The organism is Streptomyces sp. NPDC102279, from assembly GCF_044766365.1.
Lineage (GTDB): Bacteria > Actinomycetota > Actinomycetes > Streptomycetales > Streptomycetaceae > Streptomyces.
Genome location: NZ_JBIWLU010000012.1, coordinates 104,505 through 121,387, shown reverse-complemented (window position 1 = coordinate 121,387; position 16,883 = coordinate 104,505). Strand labels below are relative to the sequence as shown.

Genomic DNA, 16,883 nt, shown 5'->3' with positions numbered 1-16,883 from the left:
TTGACTCCTCGGCGCGGCACCGCCTCGTGAACGGCGGAGCGATCTTCGGGCCTCCCGGCGGGAGGCAGCAGGCGCCTCCACCTTATTGCCTCCGTCGCCGTCGCCGATCCCCCGTCTCACGCGCGCAGGACCGCGTGACGACGGGGTGCCGATCCCGTGCCCGGCGGACGCGGATCCGAAGCGGATCGGGTGCGGATCAGGTGCCGACCTGATCCCCGCGGTTCCCCCACTCCCTCCGCTCCCCCGGCTCTCCCTCCTGGTCCTGCCGGGGCTGGGGCAGCACGGGTTGTAGGACGAGCAGGCGCTCGACGAGGCGCACGAACATGGCGACGTCGCGTATCAGATCGTCGGCGTCGCGCGTCGTGGCCGCTCCCTGTATGCCCGCCTCGGCGCGGGCGCGGCGGGTCGCCCCCGAGGCGAACAGCGCGCTCCACTCGGTCAGTTCGGGGGCGATCTCCGGCAGGACCTCCCAGGCGCTGCGGATGCGGGCCCTGCGGCGGGACGTGGGCTCCGGGCGGCCACGGGCGGCGAGTACGGCGGCGGCTGTTCGAAGTGCCGCCAAGTGGGCAGTCGCATAGCGCTCGTTCGACGTCTCCAGCGCTGTCGCCTCGTCGAGGCCGGCGCGGGCCTGGGCGAGCAGGTCGAGAGCGGCGGGTGGCGCGGTGGCCCGGCGGAGTACGGGGTGCACGTCGCCGGCGGGGCCGGTCAGTGAGGGGGCAGGGCCGGTTGCGCGGCGCCGACGGGCGGCGGCTGCGGACGAGCTGGCCATGACGAACCTCCTGTCGTCGTGTGACGGCACTGTGGCCGTATGTGCCCATCGTGCGGTATGCCACTGACAATCCGTTCTGACCTGCGGTTTTGCTTCGATCGAAGGTTCGGAGTAGTTTTTGCACTGACCAGTCAGTTCAAAAGTAGTTCGATGTTCCAGGGGATGGGGAAGCTGTGGACGGTCCGTACGGACTGGGCGTCACGGCCGAGGAGTTCGGGCTCAGGGGACCCCGCGGCTGGGCGTTCCGCGGGGTCCGGTTCGACGTGGAGCCGGGATCGCTCGTCGCGATAGAGGGACCGTCCGGGTCGGGCCGTACCTGCCTGTTGCTCGCACTCACGGGACGGATGAAGGCCACCGAGGGGACGGCGGCCGTCGGCTCGTCGCGGCTGCCGAAGCAGTTGGGTGCGGTGCGCCGGGTGAGTGCGGTGGCGCACGTGCCCGGGGTCACGGACCTCGACCCGGCCCTGACCGTCGGGGAGCACCTGCGTGAACGGGCGCTGCTGCAGCGGCGGTTCGGGGGTTCGCTGCGGTCCCTGCTGCGTCCGCGCGGCGAGCGGGCGCGCGAGGCCGAGCTGCGGATGGAGGCCGCCCTGGCCGCCGCGGGGCTCGACCCGGAGGCGCTCCCCAAGGGAGCCAGGACCGCCGTACGGGATCTGGAACGCCTCGAAGCGCTGCGGCTGGAGATCGCCCTGGCCCTGATCGGCCGTCCTCTGCTCCTCGGCGTCGACGACACCGATCTGAAGCTCTCGGACGCCGAACGGGTCGACGCGTGGGCCCTGTTGTCCTCGATCGCCGCATCCGGCATCACGGTGCTCGCCGTGTGCAGCGAGGCCCCCGAGGGAGTCCCCGTCGTGTCCACCACCGCGGCGTCGGCGGACGCCGACGCCCCCGCCGACGCCCTCACGGCAACCGCCGGCGACAGCGACAGCGACAGCGACAGCGACAGCGACAGCGACAGCGACAGCGACAGCGACAGCGATGACAACGACGACGACAAGGAGTCGGCCGATGCGCTCGCCGAAACTGGCCGCTCTTGAGCTCCGCCGCTTCGGCCGGGGCAAGCTCCCCCGGGCCGCGCTGGCCGCTCTTCTGCTGCTGCCCCTGCTGTACGGCGCCCTCTACCTGTGGTCGTTCTGGGACCCGTACGGCCGACTCGACCGCATACCCGTGGCGCTGGTGAACGACGACAAGGGAGCGACCGCCGCCGGCAAGAAGATCGAGGTCGGCGACGACATCACCGAGGGGCTGCACGACAGCGACACCTTCGAGTGGCACCAGGTGAGTTCGGCCGAGGCGCAGCGGGGCATCGAGGACGGCACGTACTACCTGTCGCTCACCATGCCGGGGGACTTCAGCGAGCGGATCGCGTCCAGCTCCGGCAGCTCGCCCGAGACGAGCGCCCTCCAGGTGCGGACCAACGACGCGAACAACTACATCGTCGGGCAGATCTCCCGGACGGTGTTCAGCGAGGTCCGCACGGCGGCGTCCACGAAGACCTCGCGCTCGTTCCTGGACAAGATCTTCATCTCGTTCTCGGACATCCACGGGAAGACCGTGCAGGCGGCCGAGGGGGCCGACGAGCTCAACGGCGGCCTAGGCAAGGCGAAGAAGGGCTCCAAGGACCTGGCCGACGGCCTGAAGGAGGCCAAGAAGGGCAGCGGGAAGCTCTCCGGCGGTCTGAAGAAGCTCACCACGGGCGCGGGGGACCTGGAGGACGGCTCGCGTCAGGTCGCGGACGGCACCCAGCAGTTGGCGGACAGGGTCAACGGGGTCGCGGAGACCGTGGGCCCGTTCCTGAAGGACAACGAGAAGTCGATCGGGGACACCGCCCGGCTCGTCGCCGACTCGACCGCGGGGATCCGCCACAACCTGGACACCCTGGTGACGACGGCCCCGCTCGCGGCCAAGGGGGCGCACGACGCGTCCGACGCGCTGAACAGCGTCTACCGCGCGCGGTGCACGACCCTGCCGATCCCCGACCCGGCGTGTCCCGAGCTGAAGAAGGCCAAGGAGGCGGCCTCCGACGTCGTGAAGGTCGCCGACGACCTCAACACGCTGATCGACGACCAGGACGGCGACCTCGCCGCGATGGACAAGAACCTGAAGACACTGGGGAAGCAGGCGCAGGCCCTCGCCGACCGCTCGCCGCACCTCTCCGAGGACCTCGACGACGCCGTCTCCAAGATCGACAAGCTGAACGACGGTGCCTCGAAGGTCGCCAAGGGGGCGAAGCGGCTGCACTCCGGGCTCGGCACCGCCAAGACCGGCGCCGTCGACCTCGACAACGGCCTGGGGCGCCTGAAGACGGGCGCGACCACGCTCGACGGCGGCCTGTACAAGCTGGTCGGCGGTTCCGACAAACTGGCCGGCGGGCTGCACGACGGCGCCGAGAGGATCCCCGACTACGACAAGGACGACCGCGACCGGCGCACGCAGGTCATGGCCGACCCGGTCCGACTGGCCTCCAGGGACCTGCACAAGGCGCCCAACTACGGCACCGGATTCGCCCCGTACTTCATTCCGTTGTCCCTGTGGGTGGGCGCGATGGTGGCGTACATGCTGATCCAGCCGCTGAACCGGCGCGCGCTCGCCGCGGGCGCGTCGGCCTGGCGCATCGCGCTGGCGGGCTGGCTCCCGGTCGCCGCCGTCGGCGTTCTCCAGACCGCCGCCCTGATGGCGGTGCTGCACTGGGCGATCGGCCTCCAGATGGTGCGGGCGGCCGGAACGGTCGGGTTCCTGTTCCTCGTCACCGCGTGCTTCGCGGCGATCGTGCAGTGGCTGAACGCGCGCTTCGGAGCGGCCGGGCGGATCCTCGTCCTCGCGCTCCTGATGCTCCAGCTGACGTCCGCGGGCGGCACGTACCCCGTCCAGACCAGCCCGGGCTTCTTCAACGCGATCCACCCCTTCCTGCCGATGAGTTACGTGGTCGAGGCGCTGCGCCGGCTCATCACCGGGGGCGGCCTGGGGCCGGTCTGGCTGGCCTGCGCCGTCCTGACCGCCTTCACCGCGGCCGCGCTCGCCCTGACCGCCCTGTCGGCTCACCGCAGACAGGTGTGGACCCTCGACCGGCTGCACCCGGAGCTGAGCCTGTGACTCGGCGTGCGGGCGCTCCTGTGAGAATCGGGACCATGGAAAGCAGCAGCACCACGGCGGGCGGCGGCGGCCGGCGCGAGGCCACCCGGCAGAAGCTCTACGAGGCGGCGGTCACTCTCATCGCCGAGCAAGGCTTCTCCGCCACCACGGTGGACGAGATCGCGGAGCGCGCCGGCGTCGCGAAAGGCACGGTCTACTACAACTTCGCGAGCAAGTCGGTCCTCTTCGAGGAACTGCTGCGGCACGGGGTGGGACTCCTCACCGCCTCGCTGCGGGAGGCGGCGGAGGCGACCGCGCGGGACGGCGGCAGCAAGGTCGACGCGCTGGACGCGATGATCCGCGCCGGTCTCGTCTTCATCGACCGCTACCCGGCCTTCACCCAGCTGTACGTGGCCGAGCTGTGGCGCACCAACCGGGCCTGGCAGTCCACGCTCATGGTGGTGCGGCAGCAGGCCGTCGCCGTCGTCGAGGGTGTGCTGCGCGACGCGGTCGCCGAGGGCGAGCTCAGCGACGAGATCGACATCCCGCTGACCGCGGCGGCCCTGGTCGGGATGGTCCTGGTGGCGGCCCTGGACTGGCAGGCGTTCCAGCCGGAGCGCTCCCTGGACGACGTCCACGCGGCGCTCTCCCGGCTCCTCCAGGGACGGGTCAGCGGCCACCACTGAGCACACGAGAGCGCCGGTCCGCAGTCGCCGCGTCCCCCGCGGGCCCTGCGAACCGGCGCTTTCGTGTGCTCCCCCGTGCGTTCCCCGACGAGACCCCGTTCGGTCGTCCTCCGGGCTCCCCCGTGCCCCACTCCCGCCGAGCCTGTCGGCGGAAGGGGCGGCCAGGGACGCGTGTTCCGTTCCGCCGCCCCGTGCCGGCGGTACCGGAGCCGCGCCCCTTTCCGTGCCTCCACTCTCTCGTTCCCGCAGGTCGGGCCTCATCCGTGCGCCTACTCATCTCGGCGTCTAGGTACGGATACTCAGCCCTGCGCACGGATGCCCAGGACGTGCGCCCGCGGAGTGGCTACGATCGCGTCCGTGTCCGTACTCCCCCTGGTCTTCACCAGCGGCTGGGCCAGCGGCATCAACGCGTACGCGGTGGTGCTGCTCCTCGGCATCTTCGGCGCGACCGGGCTGACCGACGAGGTTCCGGAGACGCTCCAGCGCCCCGAGATCCTGATCACCGTCGGCGTGCTGTTCCTCTTCGAGGCGGTCGCGGACAAGATCCCGTACGTCGACTCGGTCTGGGACTCGGTGCACACCGTGGTCCGGCCTGCCGCGGGCGCCTGGGTCGGGGCGCTGCTCGCCGGACAGAGCGGCTCCGTCTCGGACCTGTGGGCCGGTGTGCTCGGCGGCTCCACGGCGCTGGCGAGCCATACGGTCAAGGCCGGGACCCGGATGGCGATCAACACCTCGCCCGAGCCGTTCAGCAACTTCGTGATGAGCACCGCCGAGGATCTCGGGGTCGCGGGCATCCTGACGTTCGCCATGTTCCATCCGGAGGCGGCGGCGATCATCGCCGCCGTTCTGCTGGCGAGCGGCCTCGTGGTGGTCTACTTCCTCGTCTCGCGCATCCGGCGGTTCATGCGCCGCAGGGCACAGCGCCGGGAGGAGAGACGGCTCGCGCAACGGGTCGGGCAGCCACCCGACAGGACCGGGTCCGTACGCCGGGACTGACCTCGGCGACCGTCCGGCGCCGATCGGTCCCACGCGGGCCGGGCCGCTCGCCCGACCTCCAGGACCGGGCTGTCGGTGGCGGCCGATAAAGTCGCCGGCATGGGACGGATTGCGGTGATCGGCGCCGGGATGGGCGCGATGGCGGCCGCCGCCCGGCTGGCCGTCGCGGGCCACCGGGTGGTGGTGTACGAGCGGGCGGAGACCTACGGCGGTTCCGTGGGCCGCGTCGAGCGCGACGGCTTCGCCTTCGACACGGGCCCCGGCCTGTTGCCGCTGCCCGCGGTGTACCGCGACCTGTTCGTCAAGACGGGCAAGCAGCCGCTTGAGGAGTGCGTCGGCCTGGTGCAGGTCGACCCGTCGGCGCGGCACGTCTTCGCCGACGGCACCCGGGTGTCCCTGCCGAACGCCTCGCGCGCGGGGGTGCTCTCCGCCCTCGACGAAGCGCTCGGCGCGGGTGCGGGCGCCCGGTGGGGCGACTTCCTGGTGCGGGCCCGCGAGGCATGGGACCGCGCGCGCAGACCGCTCCTGGAGGAGCCCCTGTGGCCCAACTGGCCGGTGCTGGCCGAGCGCGACCCGTACCCCTCGGTGCCGCACAGGAAGCTGCTGCGCACCCGCCGGGCCGGCACGCTCGCCGAGGTCGCCGCCTGGGAGCTGCGGGACGCCCGTCTGGCGGCGCTCCTGGAGAGCCATGCCCTGGCGTACGGGCTCGACCCGCGTGCCACGCCCGCGAGCGCCGCGGTGCTGCCGTACCTGGAGCACGCCTTCGGCACCTGGTATGTGCGCGGCGGTGTCCGGGAATTGGCGCGCGCGGTGTACGAGCGCTGCGTGGCCCGCAGGGTCGAGTTCCGGTTCGGGACCGCGATCGGGCGGATCGTGGAGGAGGACGGCCGGGCCGTCGGTGTGGAGCTGTCCCCCGCCGGCGCGGGTGCTTCGGGCACCGGCGCAGGCACCTTCGAGGAGGCGGACTTCGTGGTCGCCGGTGTGGCCCCCGGCGTCCTCGAGGGTCTGCTGCACGGGACGGTGATCCGCAACGGCGACGACGTGCCGGCACGGCCCGGGGGCGCGAGCCGGCTGACGGTCCTGCTCGCGCTGCGCGGCGGGCGTCCCGCGGGGACGGCGCACCGGACGGTGGTCCACACGACCGACCGGGACGGGGAGCTGGACGGGATCTTCGGTGAGCGCCCGGGTCCGCCCGTGGCGCCGACCGTCGTGGTCACGCGGCCCGACGACCCGGCGCTGGTGCCCGACAGCGGCCACGAGGCGGTCACGCTGACCGTCACGGTGCCCTCGGGTGCTGCGGTCTCGGAGGCGGACGTGGAGCGGGTCCTCGACGCCGCCGAGCGGGCCCTGCCGGGTCTGCGGGACGGGCTGCTGTGGCACGAGGTCCGGACACCCGCCGATGTGGCGGAGGCGACGGGTGCCGCGGGGGGCGCTGTGCCCGCCCCGGCACTCGCCGCGGCGGACGGCCGGCTGCTGCACCCGTCGAACAGCACGCGGCTGCCGGGGCTGTTCACGGCCGGGGGCTGGGCGCATCCCGGCGGCGGTCTGCCGCACGCGGGCATGTCGGGCGCCCTGGTGGCGGGACTGATCGTGGAAGGACCCGACTTCCAGGGCTCGCGGTGACCGGAGCCGCGGCGACGCGTCTCAGCGCCGGTGCGGACCCTCGTGCGCGGGGCGCCGGTCAGTACCGGTACTGCTCGTCGTACCCGGTGTTGCCGTTGCCGCCGCCGTTCCCCTGGTAGGGGTACTGCTGCTGCTCGGGCGGGAGTTCGCCGCCGTAGGACTCGTCGGTGTTGCGCTGCTGCGGCACCCAGACACCACCGGCCGGGGTCTCGCCGCCGTACGTGCCGTTGCCGTACTGGTCCTGGCCGTAGCCCTGCTGCGTGTACTGCTGCTGGTCGCCGTAACCCGTGGTGTCGTACGAGGCGCCGGTGTACGTCTGCGTGCCGATGTACGGGTCGGAGTAGGCGGCGTACTGCTGCTGGCCGTTGTCGTAGCCGTACTGCTGCTGGTCGTAGCCGGTGTAGCCGTCGTACGCGTAGGCCTGCTGGTCCTGGGACTGGGCCGTCGCCGCGTACGCCTGCTGGTCCTGGGACGCGCCGGTGTAGGACTGGTCGGTGGCCGCCGCGTAGGCGTTGGCGTCGTACACGCCGTAGGAGCCGGTGTCCTCGGGGAGGGGCTGCGGCGCGTAGACCGCGGTGGCCTCGGCGGCCGTGGGCTCGCCGGCACCCGGGGGCATGAACCGGTCGGACTGGGCGGGCGCGAAGACGTCGTCCTCGCCGGGGTACGGGTCCTCGTTGCCGTAGGACGCCCCGCCGGTCGATTCGAGGTCGGAGACCTCGGGCGACGCGTCGGGGAGCTCCGGCTCGCCGCGGCGGCGCTTGCTGGGCTTGGCCGGCTTCTCGGCCGCGGAGCGGCCGTTGATGGCCCAGCCCTGCGCGAAGCCCTTGCGGAAGGACAGCGTCACGTACGTCTGGCCGACGGTGAACGCGATCGCGCCCAGGCCGATGACCACGACGGAGTGCATCAGGACGCCGAGGACGACACCGAGGAAGCCGACGAAGGCGAGCAGCCGGAACCGCAGGCGCGCCTTGTACTGCAACAGCACCTCGCCGAGCAGCCACAGCGCGACGATGCCGAATGCAAGATAGAGGACCGTCAAGCCCATGTACGCCCCTCTCCCAGTGGCCGCACGCAGTCTGTCGTACGCGGGTGCGACCGGTCTAGGCCTGCTGTGGGTGGTGCAGGCCCAGATTCTCGTAGATTTCCAGCGTCGCCGTGGAGTTGTTCAGCGTGATGAAGTGAAGTCCGGGGACTCCCTCGGCCAACAGCCTCGCACAGAACTCCGTCGCGAACTCGATGCCAATGGAGCGTACAGCCGCCGGATCGTCTTTGACTGTGAGGATCCGCTCTTTCAGGACGTCCGGGAAGGAGGCGTTCGAAAGCTTCGGAAGCCGCTCCAGCATCCGCACGCTCGTCACCGGCATGATCTCGGGGATGACCGGAGTCTCACAGCCGGCCTCGGCCACACGGTCACGCAGCCGCAGGTAGGACTCCGGCTGGAAGAACATCTGGGTGATCGCGTAGTCGGCGCCGGCGCGGCACTTGTCGACGAAGTGGGAGACGTCCAGGTCCCATTCCGTGGACCGCGGGTGCATCTCGGGGAAGGCCGCCACACCGACGCAGAAATCGCCCGACTCCTTGATGAGACGCACGAGTTCGGCGGCGTAGGTCAGACCCTTGGGGTGCGGCACCCAGTCGCCCATGGGGTCGCCCGGCGGGTCGCCGCGCACGGCCAGCATGTTGCGGATACCGGCGTCCGCGTACTGCCCGATGATGTTGCGCAGTTCCGCGACCGAGTGGTTGACGGCGGTCAGGTGGGCTACCGGGGTGAGCGTCGTGTCGAGCACGATCTGCTCGGTCTCCTTGACCGTGCCGGCCCGGGTGGAGCCGCCGGCCCCGTAGGTCACCGAGACGAAGTCGGGCGCCACCGCCTCGACCCGTCGCAGGGCGTTCCACAGGTTCCGCTCACCCTTCGGGGTCTTGGGCGCGGAGAACTCGAACGAGCACGTCTGTTTGCCGGTCGCGAGCATGTCGCGCACGGTGCGTGCGCGATCAGTCCTGGTGGAAGCAGATCCAAGGGCCATACTCGCAGGTTAGCCAGAGGGTGCCCCTTCCCCCACCGAACCGATGAGATTTGTCCCATCTGCCGGTTTCTTGTCCACCCCTCGGACAAAGGCCTGGTCTCGGCCCGCGGGCCCGTCCGTCCTCGGCCGCGGAGCCCTCGGGACTCGCTCCCGGCCGCGCTCCGGGCGTTCATCCCGGACGCGGGTCCCGCGGAGCCGGGGGCTCCCTCGCCCGGCGGTCCTACGCCTCGCGCAGCCGCTTCGCGAACTCGGCGGCGGCCGCTCCCGGGGCGTCCGCCTCGGTGATCGCCCGGACGACGACGACGCGGCGGGCGCCCGCTTCGAGCACCTCGTCGAGGCGGCCGAGGTCGATGCCGCCGATCGCGAACCAGGGGCGGTCGGTCACCAGGGCGGCGGTGTGCCGGACCAGGTCGAGACCGGGTGCGTGCCGGCCGGGCTTGGTGGGGGTGGGCCAGCAGGGGCCGGTGCAGAAGTAGTCCACGCCGTCCTGGCCGGCGGCGGCCTCGGCCTCCGGGCCCGCGTGCGTCGAGCGGCCGATCAGCACGTCGTCGCCGAGGATGGCGCGGGCCGCGGGAACCGGCAGGTCGCCCTGGCCCAGGTGCAGCACGTCGGCGCCGACGGCGTGGGCCACGTCGGCCCGGTCGTTGACCGCGAGGAGCTTGCCGTGGCGGGCACACGCGTCCGCGAGGACCCGGAGGTGCTCCAGCTCCTCCGCAGCCTCCATGCCCTTGTCGCGCAGCTGCACGATGTCGACCCCGCTCGCCAGGACCGCGTCGAGGAACTCGGCGAGGTCTCCCTGGCGCCTGCGGGCGTCGGTGCAGAGGTAGACGCGGGCGTCGGCGAGCCGGGCGCGGGCGGAAGTGGCGGCTGCTGCGGGCATGCGTGGGACCCCCCTTGGTCGGTGCGCGGGGAGCCTCGGCGGCCGGGTTCGTCCCGGCCGCCGCGCTCCCCGCGCCGGACTGTCTCGTTTCAGGTCAGACGGCGAGCGCCTGGGCGCGGCGCTTCACCTCCGTGCCGCGATTCTCGCTCAGAGCCTGCGCGGGGGTACCGGGCAGGGTCGCGTCGGGGGTGAAGAGCCATTCGAGGGCCTCTTCGTCGGAGAAGCCGTCGTCCCTCAGGAGCGTCAGGGTGCCGGACAGGCCCTTGACGACCTTCTGCTCGTTCCCGTCGATGAAGGCGGCGGGAATGTGCAGCGCGCGGTTCTCACCACGGCGTACGGCGATCAGCTGGCCGTCCTTGACCAGCTGCCGGACGCGGGTCACCTCGACGCCGAATTGTTCGGCGATGTCGGGGAGGGTGAGCCAGGCGGGGACGAGAGCATCGATCTTTGCGTCAATCTCGGTCACGGGACAAGCCTGCCATCCCGGACCGACAGTCGGAAGCCGAGGGCGTCCGACCTGGGGTGACGGAGGGGGCCCGACCCCTAGAGCGTGGCGGTCTTCAGCGGCCTCGACGGGTCCGCGAGCAGCAGCGGGTCCATGCGGACACCCGCCTCGATGAGCCGGCGGCCCTGCGCTAGATCCCTCGGGCGGCCCACCGCCAGGAGAGCGACCAGGCGTGTCTCGCGGAGCCAGCACACCGACCAGGAGGCTCCCGAGGAGTCGCCGCGCCACACCAGGGTGTCGGCCGGCGTGTGGTGGCCGACGTACTGCACGAAGCGGCCGAACTGCTCGGACCAGAAGTACGGCACCGGGTCGTAGGCGGCGGGCGTCTCGCCGACGATGTTCGCGGCGACCGTGCGGGGCCCCTGCAGCGCGTTGTCCCAGTGGTGGACGAGAAGGCGGTCCTCGTAGCGCCCCGACGGGAAGGAGGCGCAGTCCCCGACGGCGTAGACGTCCGGCAGCGAGGAGCGCAGGTGGTTGTCGGCGAGGATCTCGCGGTCGGCGCCGAGCGCGATGCCGGAGGCGGCGATCCACCCCGTCGCGGGCCGCGCCCCGATGCCGACGACCACGGCGCCCGCGGGCACCCGGGAGCCGTCGTCCAGGACCACGGCCCCGGGCTCGACGCGCTCCACGCGCGTGTGCGTGCGCAGCGTGGCGCCGCTGTCGGCGTACCAGCCGGCCATCGGCGCGGCCACCTCGGCGGGCAGCGCGGCGGCGAGCGGCCGGTCGGCGGCCTCGACGACCGTCACCGCGCAGCCCGCCTCGCGCGCGGCGGTGGCGAACTCGGCGCCGATCCAGCCGGCGCCGACGACCACGATGTCGTGCTGCTGGAGCAGGACGGGCCGCAGCCGGTCGGCGTCGTCCAGCGTGCGCAGCAGGTGCACCCCCGGCACGCCCTCGGCGCCGGGCAGCCGGATCGGTTCGGCTCCGGTGGCGACGACGAGGACGTCGTACGGGACGGGTCCGCCGGCCGTGTCGAGCTCGTGGTCCCCGGCGCGCACGCCGACCGCCTCCAGGCCGAGCCGCAGGTCGATGTCCAGGGCCTCGAAGTCGACGTCGAAGGCGGAGCCCTCGGCCTTGCCGAGCAGGACGGCCTTGGACAGCGGTGGCCGGTCGTACGGCTGATGCGCCTCCGCACCGATCAGCGTGACGGTGCCCGTGAAGCCCTGCTCGCGCAGGGCGACCGCCGTCTGCACCCCGGCCATGCCCGCGCCCACCACGACGACCCGCCGTGCCGTGGACCCCTGCGCCTTCGCCTGCGTCTGCTCGCTCACCTGGTCACCATAGACACCTGACAATTCGTCAGTCAGCGGACGTGCGCGGTGATCTGCTGCACAGGGGCCGTCTCCCGCACCTCGTCGACCACGCTGGTGCCCGAGCCGGCCTGCGACTCCCATGCCCAGGTCTCCTCCAGCCGCACCCGGCCGTCGGACAGTTCGGTCACCAGGGACACGCAGTGCCCGGACGAGGTGGTGCCGTCGGTCTTGAGCTGGACGTAACGGAAGTCGAGGCGGTCGCCCTCGCGCGTCCCGACGAGGTGTCCGCGGACGACGTCGCCGCCCGCGTAGTCGGCCCAGACCGTGCCGTCCGCCTCGCGGTAGGCGAACCGGGTGCGGGTACCGACCTGACCCGGCGCCTGGTCGGTGACCGGGGCGAGGACGAGGCCGTCGAGCGAGCGTGCCATGGGCGGAGGCTCCCTTACCGAGTCCGTGGAGGGCGGGCTAGGGTGGCCACCGTAAAGCACTCGCGGGAGCCCGTACGCAACGGGCTGAGAGGGAGGCTGGAGCGGCCTCCGACCGTACGAACCTGATCCGGGTCATGCCGGCGAAGGGAGGGGCTGGACGCCCATGTCGCCTGCACGTTCGTCCGACGTCCTCGTCATCGGGGGCGGGATCATCGGTCTCGTCACGGCCTGGCGGGCCGCACAGCGCGGGTTCACCACCGCGCTCGTCGACCCCGAGCCGGGTGGCGGGGCCGCGCAGGTCGCGGCCGGGATGCTCGCGGCCGTCACCGAGCTGCACTACGGCGAGGAGACCCTGCTCGGCCTCAACCTCGCCTCCGCGCGCCGCTATCCGGACTTCGTGGCCGAACTCACCGAGGCGAGCGGCCAGGACCTGGGCTATCGCCGGTGCGGCACGCTGGCCGTCGCTCTGGACGCCGACGACCGCGCCCACCTGCGGGAACTGCACGCGCTGCAGAGCCGTTCGGGCCTCGAGTCGGAGTGGCTGACCGGTCGTGAGTGCCGCCGTCTCGAACCGATGCTCGCGCCGGGGGTGCGCGGCGGCCTGCGGGTCGACGGCGATCACCAGATCGACCCGCGACGCCTCGCGGCCGCCCTGGTCACGGCCTGCGAGCGGGCCGGGGTGAGCGTCCACCGGACCTGGGCGGAGCGGCTGACCGTCGTCCGTGACCGGGCCGCCGGAGTGGTCACCTCGGAGGGCACCGCACTCGGCGCGGGCCAGGTGGTGCTGGCCGGGGGCAGTCTCAGCGGGCAGCTGGCCGGTGTCCCCGACGACGTCCTGCCGCCGGTGCGCCCGGTGAAGGGGCAGGTGCTGCGGCTGACCGTGCCGCAGCGGTACGCGCCGTTCCTGAACCGCACCGTGCGGGCCGTGGTGCGCGGCGGCCACCTGTACCTGGTGCCGCGCGAGAACGGCGAACTCGTGGTGGGCGCGACCAGCGAGGAGCTCGGCTGGGACACCACGGTGACGGCGGGCGGCGTGTACGAGCTGCTGCGCGACGCCCACGAACTGGTGCCCGGCATCACCGAGCTGCCGCTCACCGAGACCCGCGCGGGCCTGCGCCCCGGCTCACCCGACAACGCGCCGCTGCTCGGCCCGACCGCGCTGGACGGGCTGCTGCTGGCCACCGGGCACTTCCGCAACGGCGTGCTCCTCACGCCGGTCACCGGTGACGCCATGGCGCACGTCCTGACCACCGGCGAACTCCCCGACGAAGCCCGGCCCTTCAGCCCGCGGCGCTTCGGCGCCACCGCCCTCACGGAGCAGCCCGCATGAACATCGTCGTCAACGGAGAGCGGCAGCGGATCGCCGCCGGGACCGCTCTCGACACACTCGTCGCCGCCCTCACCCCGGCACCGTCGGGGGTGGCCGCCGCCCTGAACGAGACCGTCGTCCCGCGCGGGCAGTGGTCGTCCACCTCGCTGGCCGAGGGCGACCGCGTCGAGGTCCTCACCGCCGTTCAAGGAGGCTGACCCAATGGCCGACGACCCCTTCGTCCTCGGGGGGACCACCTACGCCTCCCGGCTGATCATGGGCACGGGCGGGGCGCCCAGCCTCGACGTCCTGGAGCGCTCCCTCGTGGCGTCCGGCACGGAGCTGACGACGGTCGCGATGCGGCGGGTGAACGCGTCCGTGCACGGCTCGGTCCTGTCGGTGCTCGACCGCCTCGGCATCCGGGTCCTGCCGAACACGGCCGGCTGCTACACCGCGGGCGAGGCCGTTCTGACGGCCCGTCTCGCGCGCGAGGCGCTCGGCACCGACCTGGTCAAGCTGGAGGTCATCGCCGACGAGCGCACCCTGCTGCCCGATCCGGTGGAGCTGCTGGACGCGGCGGAGACATTGGTCGACGACGGCTTCACGGTGCTGCCGTACACGAACGACGACCCGGTCCTCGCGCGCAAGCTGGAGGACGTCGGCTGCGCCGCGGTCATGCCGCTCGGCTCGCCCATCGGGTCCGGGCTCGGCATCCGCAACCCGCACAACTTCCAGCTCATCGTCGAGCGCGCGGGCGTGCCGGTGATCCTGGACGCCGGGGCCGGTACGGCGTCGGACGCGGCGCTCGCGATGGAGCTGGGCTGCGCGGGGGTGATGCTCGCCTCGGCGGTGACCCGCGCGCAGGAGCCGGTGCTGATGGCGGAGGCCATGCGGCACGCGGTGGAGGGCGGCCGCCTGGCACGGCGAGCGGGCCGCATCCCGCGCCGGCACTTCGCCTCGGCGTCCTCCCCCACCGACGGCATGGCGGCCCTGGACCCGGAGCGCCCGGCCTTCTGACCGCCCCGGAGGCGCCCGCGCATCCCCCCTCGGGGCGGGTGGTGCCCGCCCCGAACCGTGTGATGTCCGCCTCGCCACGCGGACCCGCAGCCGTGCAGGACCGCACGTTCCCGGGTGGCCGGCGGCCCCCCGGCGAGGCGGCGGCCGACGTGCCACGGCCCCGCGGGAGGGGGCCCGAGCTGGCCGGACGCCAGTGCGAGTGCATGGTCCCGGTGCGCGCGGTGCGCGTCACAGGTCGGTCGCAGTCATGCCCCGGTATCGGCCGAACGGGGCGGTCCGACAGTGGTGGCTCGTAGACTCACCTGCGTGGATACGACCCTTCAGGACCCGCTTGTCGGACACGTGCTCGACGGCCGCTACCGCGTCGACGCGCGCATCGCGGTCGGCGGGATGGCCACGGTCTACCGGGCCCTGGACATCCGCCTCGACCGCGTGGTCGCGCTCAAGGTGATGCACCCGGCGCTGGCCGCGGACGGTTCGTTCGTCGACCGTTTCATCCGCGAGGCCAAGTCGGTGGCCCGGCTGGCGCACCCCAACGTGGTGCAGGTCTTCGACCAGGGGACGGACGGGTCGTACGTCTACCTGGCCATGGAGTACATCGCCGGCTGCACCCTGCGCGACGTGCTGCGCGACCGCGGCGCGCTCCAGCCGCGGGCCGCCCTCGACATCCTGGAACCGGTGCTGGCCGCGCTCGGCGCCGCGCACCGCGCCGGGTTCGTGCACCGCGACATGAAGCCGGAGAACGTCCTGATAGGGGATGACGGCCGGGTCAAGGTCGCGGACTTCGGTCTCGTACGCGGGGTGGACACGGTGACGAGCACGACGGGCGCCGTCCTCGGCACCGTCTCGTACCTGGCACCGGAGCAGATCGAGCACGGCACCGCCGACCCCCGCGTCGACGTGTACGCCTGCGGGGTCGTCCTCCACGAGATGCTCACCGGCGCCAAGCCGCACTCCGGGGACTCCCCCGCCCAGGTCTTCTACCAGCACCTCCACGCGGACGTGCCGCCGCCGTCGGCCCGGGTGCCGGGGATGGCCTACGAGCTGGACGAGCTGGTCACCACGTCCACCGCCCGCAATCCGCAGGTGCGCCCCGCCGACGCGGTGGCGCTGCTGGGGCGGGTCCTGGAGGCCCGCGCCGCCCTCACCGCCGACCAGCTCGACGCCGTTCCGCCGGGCGCGCTCGCCGTGGGCCACGACAACGCCCACGACCGTACGAGTGTGATCCCGCGTTCGCTGTCCATGCAGCGCCCGCTGCCGGTGAACGACGACGACGGCGACGGCGTCAATCGGACCAGCCGGTTCGAGAGCACCGGCTACCTCCAGGCCCCGCCCGCCGCGCCGTCGCGGCCTGTGGGCAGGCGTCCTCGACGGGGCATGCTGTTCGTCGTCGCCGCCCTCGTGCTGGTGCTCGGCCTGGGCGCCGGTGTCTGGTACATCAACTCGGGCCAGTTCACCAAGGTCCCGCCGGTCCTGACGCAGACCGAACAGCAGGCGAAGGGCCGTCTCCGGGATGCCGGGCTGGACGTCAAGCAGGTCGAGCACGCCTACAGCGACACCGTGAAGCGGGGCCGGGTCATCAGCACCGACCCGGGGGCCGGCGAGCGGATCCGGGACAACGACTCCGTGACGCTGACCGTGTCGGACGGCCCGAGGACGGTGAAGGTGCCCGACCTGACGGGCGTCGCGCTCGGCAGGGCGAAGGCCCGGCTGAAGGACGCCGGGCTCGCCGCGGGCATGGTCACCAAGGACTTCAGCGAGGACGTCGACCGGGGCTCCGTGATCAGCACGGACCCGGACACGGGCACCTCCCGGCACGCCGGTTCGGCGATCGCGCTCGTGGTCAGCAAGGGCAGCCCGGTGGAGGTGCCGGAGGTCACCGGCTCGTCCGTCGAGGACGCCACGGCGGAGCTGGAGGACGCCGGCCTGAAGGTGAGGATCGCCACGAAGCAGGTCAACTCCGAGTTCGACAAGGGCCAGGTCGCCGAGCAGTCGCCGAGCCCGGGCGGCGAGGCCGCCACGGGCGACACCGTGACGCTGACGGTGTCCAAGGGTCCCGAGATGATCGAGGTCCCCGACGTCGTGGGCGACAGCGTGGACGACGCGACGCAGAAGCTGGAGGACGCCGGCTTCGGGGTCGACGAGGACCGCGGCATCCTCGGACTCTTCGGCGACACGGTCAAGAAGCAGTCGGTGGACGGCGGTGACACCGCGCCCAAGGGCTCGGCCATCACGATCCAGATCCGCTGAGCCCGTAGCACCCGCGGCTCACGGACCGGTGCCACCGGGGGTGCCCGAGGACCGCCCGTGGGGTGTCCGAC

Annotated in this window: 16 protein-coding genes and 1 riboswitch; of the genes, 9 read left to right on the top strand and 7 right to left on the bottom strand. The window is 72.7% G+C overall.

Annotated elements, in window-relative coordinates:
• Positions 1-196: 196 nt before the first annotated feature.
• Complete coding sequence (locus ACIRQH_RS29520) at positions 197-769, bottom strand: SAV_6107 family HEPN domain-containing protein (protein WP_404227686.1); 573 nt, start codon at positions 767-769, stop codon at positions 197-199.
• Positions 770-942: 173 nt separating this feature from the next.
• On the opposite strand from ACIRQH_RS29520, the gene ACIRQH_RS29515 reads away from it, so the two are divergent.
• The 5 genes from ACIRQH_RS29515 to ACIRQH_RS29495 all read left to right on the top strand — a co-directional run bounded on the left by ACIRQH_RS29515 (position 943) and on the right by ACIRQH_RS29495 (position 7,146).
• A complete protein-coding gene (locus ACIRQH_RS29515; RefSeq protein ID WP_404227683.1) occupies positions 943-1,806 on the top strand; it encodes an ATP-binding cassette domain-containing protein in 864 nt (287 codons plus the stop codon).
• Positions 1,778-3,862 carry a YhgE/Pip family protein gene (locus tag ACIRQH_RS29510; protein ID WP_404227681.1) on the top strand — a complete coding sequence of 695 codons (2,085 nt, stop codon included), beginning with the start codon at positions 1,778-1,780 and terminating at the stop codon, positions 3,860-3,862. Before ACIRQH_RS29515 ends, ACIRQH_RS29510 begins: the two co-directional genes overlap by 29 nt.
• A gap of 35 nt (positions 3,863-3,897) precedes the next feature.
• Positions 3,898-4,527 (top strand): TetR/AcrR family transcriptional regulator, encoded by a 630-nt coding sequence (locus ACIRQH_RS29505; protein WP_358815121.1) that lies wholly within the window; start codon positions 3,898-3,900, stop codon positions 4,525-4,527.
• Between the two features lie 357 nt (positions 4,528-4,884).
• The gene (locus ACIRQH_RS29500; RefSeq protein ID WP_358815122.1) at positions 4,885-5,523 is read left to right on the top strand and encodes a DUF4126 domain-containing protein; all 639 of its coding nucleotides are present in this window, start codon (positions 4,885-4,887) and stop codon (positions 5,521-5,523) included.
• A 99-nt stretch (positions 5,524-5,622) separates the two neighbouring features.
• On the top strand, positions 5,623-7,146 hold the full coding sequence (locus ACIRQH_RS29495; protein WP_388875357.1) for a phytoene desaturase family protein: 1,524 nt from the start codon (positions 5,623-5,625) through the stop codon (positions 7,144-7,146).
• 58 nt (positions 7,147-7,204) lie between these two features.
• On the opposite strand, the gene ACIRQH_RS29490 is transcribed toward ACIRQH_RS29495, so the two are convergent.
• The 6 genes from ACIRQH_RS29490 to ACIRQH_RS29465 all read right to left on the bottom strand — a co-directional run bounded on the left by ACIRQH_RS29490 (position 7,205) and on the right by ACIRQH_RS29465 (position 12,236).
• Positions 7,205-8,191, bottom strand: a complete 987-nt coding sequence (locus ACIRQH_RS29490) for a hypothetical protein (protein WP_388875360.1) — start codon at positions 8,189-8,191, stop codon at positions 7,205-7,207.
• A 55-nt stretch (positions 8,192-8,246) separates the two neighbouring features.
• Positions 8,247-9,170 (bottom strand): methylenetetrahydrofolate reductase [NAD(P)H], encoded by a 924-nt coding sequence (gene metF / locus ACIRQH_RS29485; protein ID WP_358815125.1) that lies wholly within the window; start codon positions 9,168-9,170, stop codon positions 8,247-8,249.
• 220 nt (positions 9,171-9,390) lie between these two features.
• Positions 9,391-10,050, bottom strand: coding sequence for a thiamine phosphate synthase (gene thiE, locus ACIRQH_RS29480; RefSeq protein WP_404227676.1), 660 nt, complete (start codon positions 10,048-10,050; stop codon positions 9,391-9,393).
• A 94-nt stretch (positions 10,051-10,144) separates the two neighbouring features.
• Positions 10,145-10,516 (bottom strand): Rv2175c family DNA-binding protein, encoded by a 372-nt coding sequence (locus tag ACIRQH_RS29475; RefSeq protein WP_358815127.1) that lies wholly within the window; start codon positions 10,514-10,516, stop codon positions 10,145-10,147.
• 77 nt (positions 10,517-10,593) lie between these two features.
• Entirely contained in the window at positions 10,594-11,826 is a 1,233-nt protein-coding gene (locus ACIRQH_RS29470; RefSeq protein WP_388865121.1) for an NAD(P)/FAD-dependent oxidoreductase, read from the bottom strand.
• A 32-nt stretch (positions 11,827-11,858) separates the two neighbouring features.
• Complete coding sequence (locus ACIRQH_RS29465; protein WP_358815129.1) at positions 11,859-12,236, bottom strand: hypothetical protein; 378 nt, start codon at positions 12,234-12,236, stop codon at positions 11,859-11,861.
• A 52-nt stretch (positions 12,237-12,288) separates the two neighbouring features.
• A riboswitch (TPP riboswitch) is annotated at positions 12,289-12,402 on the top strand.
• Between ACIRQH_RS29465 and thiO the strand changes: the two genes are divergently transcribed.
• The 4 genes from thiO (at position 12,400) to pknB (ending at position 16,812) form a co-directional block, all read left to right on the top strand.
• Complete coding sequence (gene thiO, locus ACIRQH_RS29460; RefSeq protein WP_404227673.1) at positions 12,400-13,566, top strand: glycine oxidase ThiO; 1,167 nt, start codon at positions 12,400-12,402, stop codon at positions 13,564-13,566. Its footprint overlaps the riboswitch before it by 3 nt.
• Positions 13,563-13,763: a sulfur carrier protein ThiS gene (gene thiS / locus ACIRQH_RS29455; protein ID WP_358815131.1), complete on the top strand. Its 201-nt coding sequence runs from the start codon at positions 13,563-13,565 to the stop codon at positions 13,761-13,763. Before thiO ends, thiS begins: the two co-directional genes overlap by 4 nt.
• Positions 13,764-13,767: 4 nt before the next feature.
• Complete coding sequence (locus ACIRQH_RS29450; protein ID WP_358815132.1) at positions 13,768-14,562, top strand: thiazole synthase; 795 nt, start codon at positions 13,768-13,770, stop codon at positions 14,560-14,562.
• Positions 14,563-14,868: 306 nt separating this feature from the next.
• On the top strand, positions 14,869-16,812 hold the full coding sequence (gene pknB / locus ACIRQH_RS29445) for a Stk1 family PASTA domain-containing Ser/Thr kinase (RefSeq protein WP_388865116.1): 1,944 nt from the start codon (positions 14,869-14,871) through the stop codon (positions 16,810-16,812).
• The last annotated feature ends 71 nt before the right edge of the window (positions 16,813-16,883 follow it).

What these genes read in the sequence shown, in the direction of transcription:
- ACIRQH_RS29520 (WP_404227686.1), bottom strand. Translation starts at nt 769, where the DNA reads ATGGCCAGCTCGTCCGCAGCCGCCGCCCGTCGGCGCCGCGCAACCGGC.
- ACIRQH_RS29510 (WP_404227681.1), top strand. Translation starts at nt 1,778, where the DNA reads ATGCGCTCGCCGAAACTGGCCGCTCTTGAGCTCCGCCGCTTCGGCCGG.
- ACIRQH_RS29505 (WP_358815121.1), top strand. Translation starts at nt 3,898, where the DNA reads ATGGAAAGCAGCAGCACCACGGCGGGCGGCGGCGGCCGGCGCGAGGCC.
- ACIRQH_RS29495 (WP_388875357.1), top strand. Translation starts at nt 5,623, where the DNA reads ATGGGACGGATTGCGGTGATCGGCGCCGGGATGGGCGCGATGGCGGCC.
- ACIRQH_RS29490 (WP_388875360.1), bottom strand. Translation starts at nt 8,191, where the DNA reads ATGGGCTTGACGGTCCTCTATCTTGCATTCGGCATCGTCGCGCTGTGG.
- metF (WP_358815125.1), bottom strand. Translation starts at nt 9,170, where the DNA reads ATGGCCCTTGGATCTGCTTCCACCAGGACTGATCGCGCACGCACCGTG.
- thiE (WP_404227676.1), bottom strand. Translation starts at nt 10,050, where the DNA reads ATGCCCGCAGCAGCCGCCACTTCCGCCCGCGCCCGGCTCGCCGACGCC.
- ACIRQH_RS29465 (WP_358815129.1), bottom strand. Translation starts at nt 12,236, where the DNA reads ATGGCACGCTCGCTCGACGGCCTCGTCCTCGCCCCGGTCACCGACCAG.
- thiO (WP_404227673.1), top strand. Translation starts at nt 12,400, where the DNA reads ATGTCGCCTGCACGTTCGTCCGACGTCCTCGTCATCGGGGGCGGGATC.
- thiS (WP_358815131.1), top strand. Translation starts at nt 13,563, where the DNA reads ATGAACATCGTCGTCAACGGAGAGCGGCAGCGGATCGCCGCCGGGACC.
- ACIRQH_RS29450 (WP_358815132.1), top strand. Translation starts at nt 13,768, where the DNA reads ATGGCCGACGACCCCTTCGTCCTCGGGGGGACCACCTACGCCTCCCGG.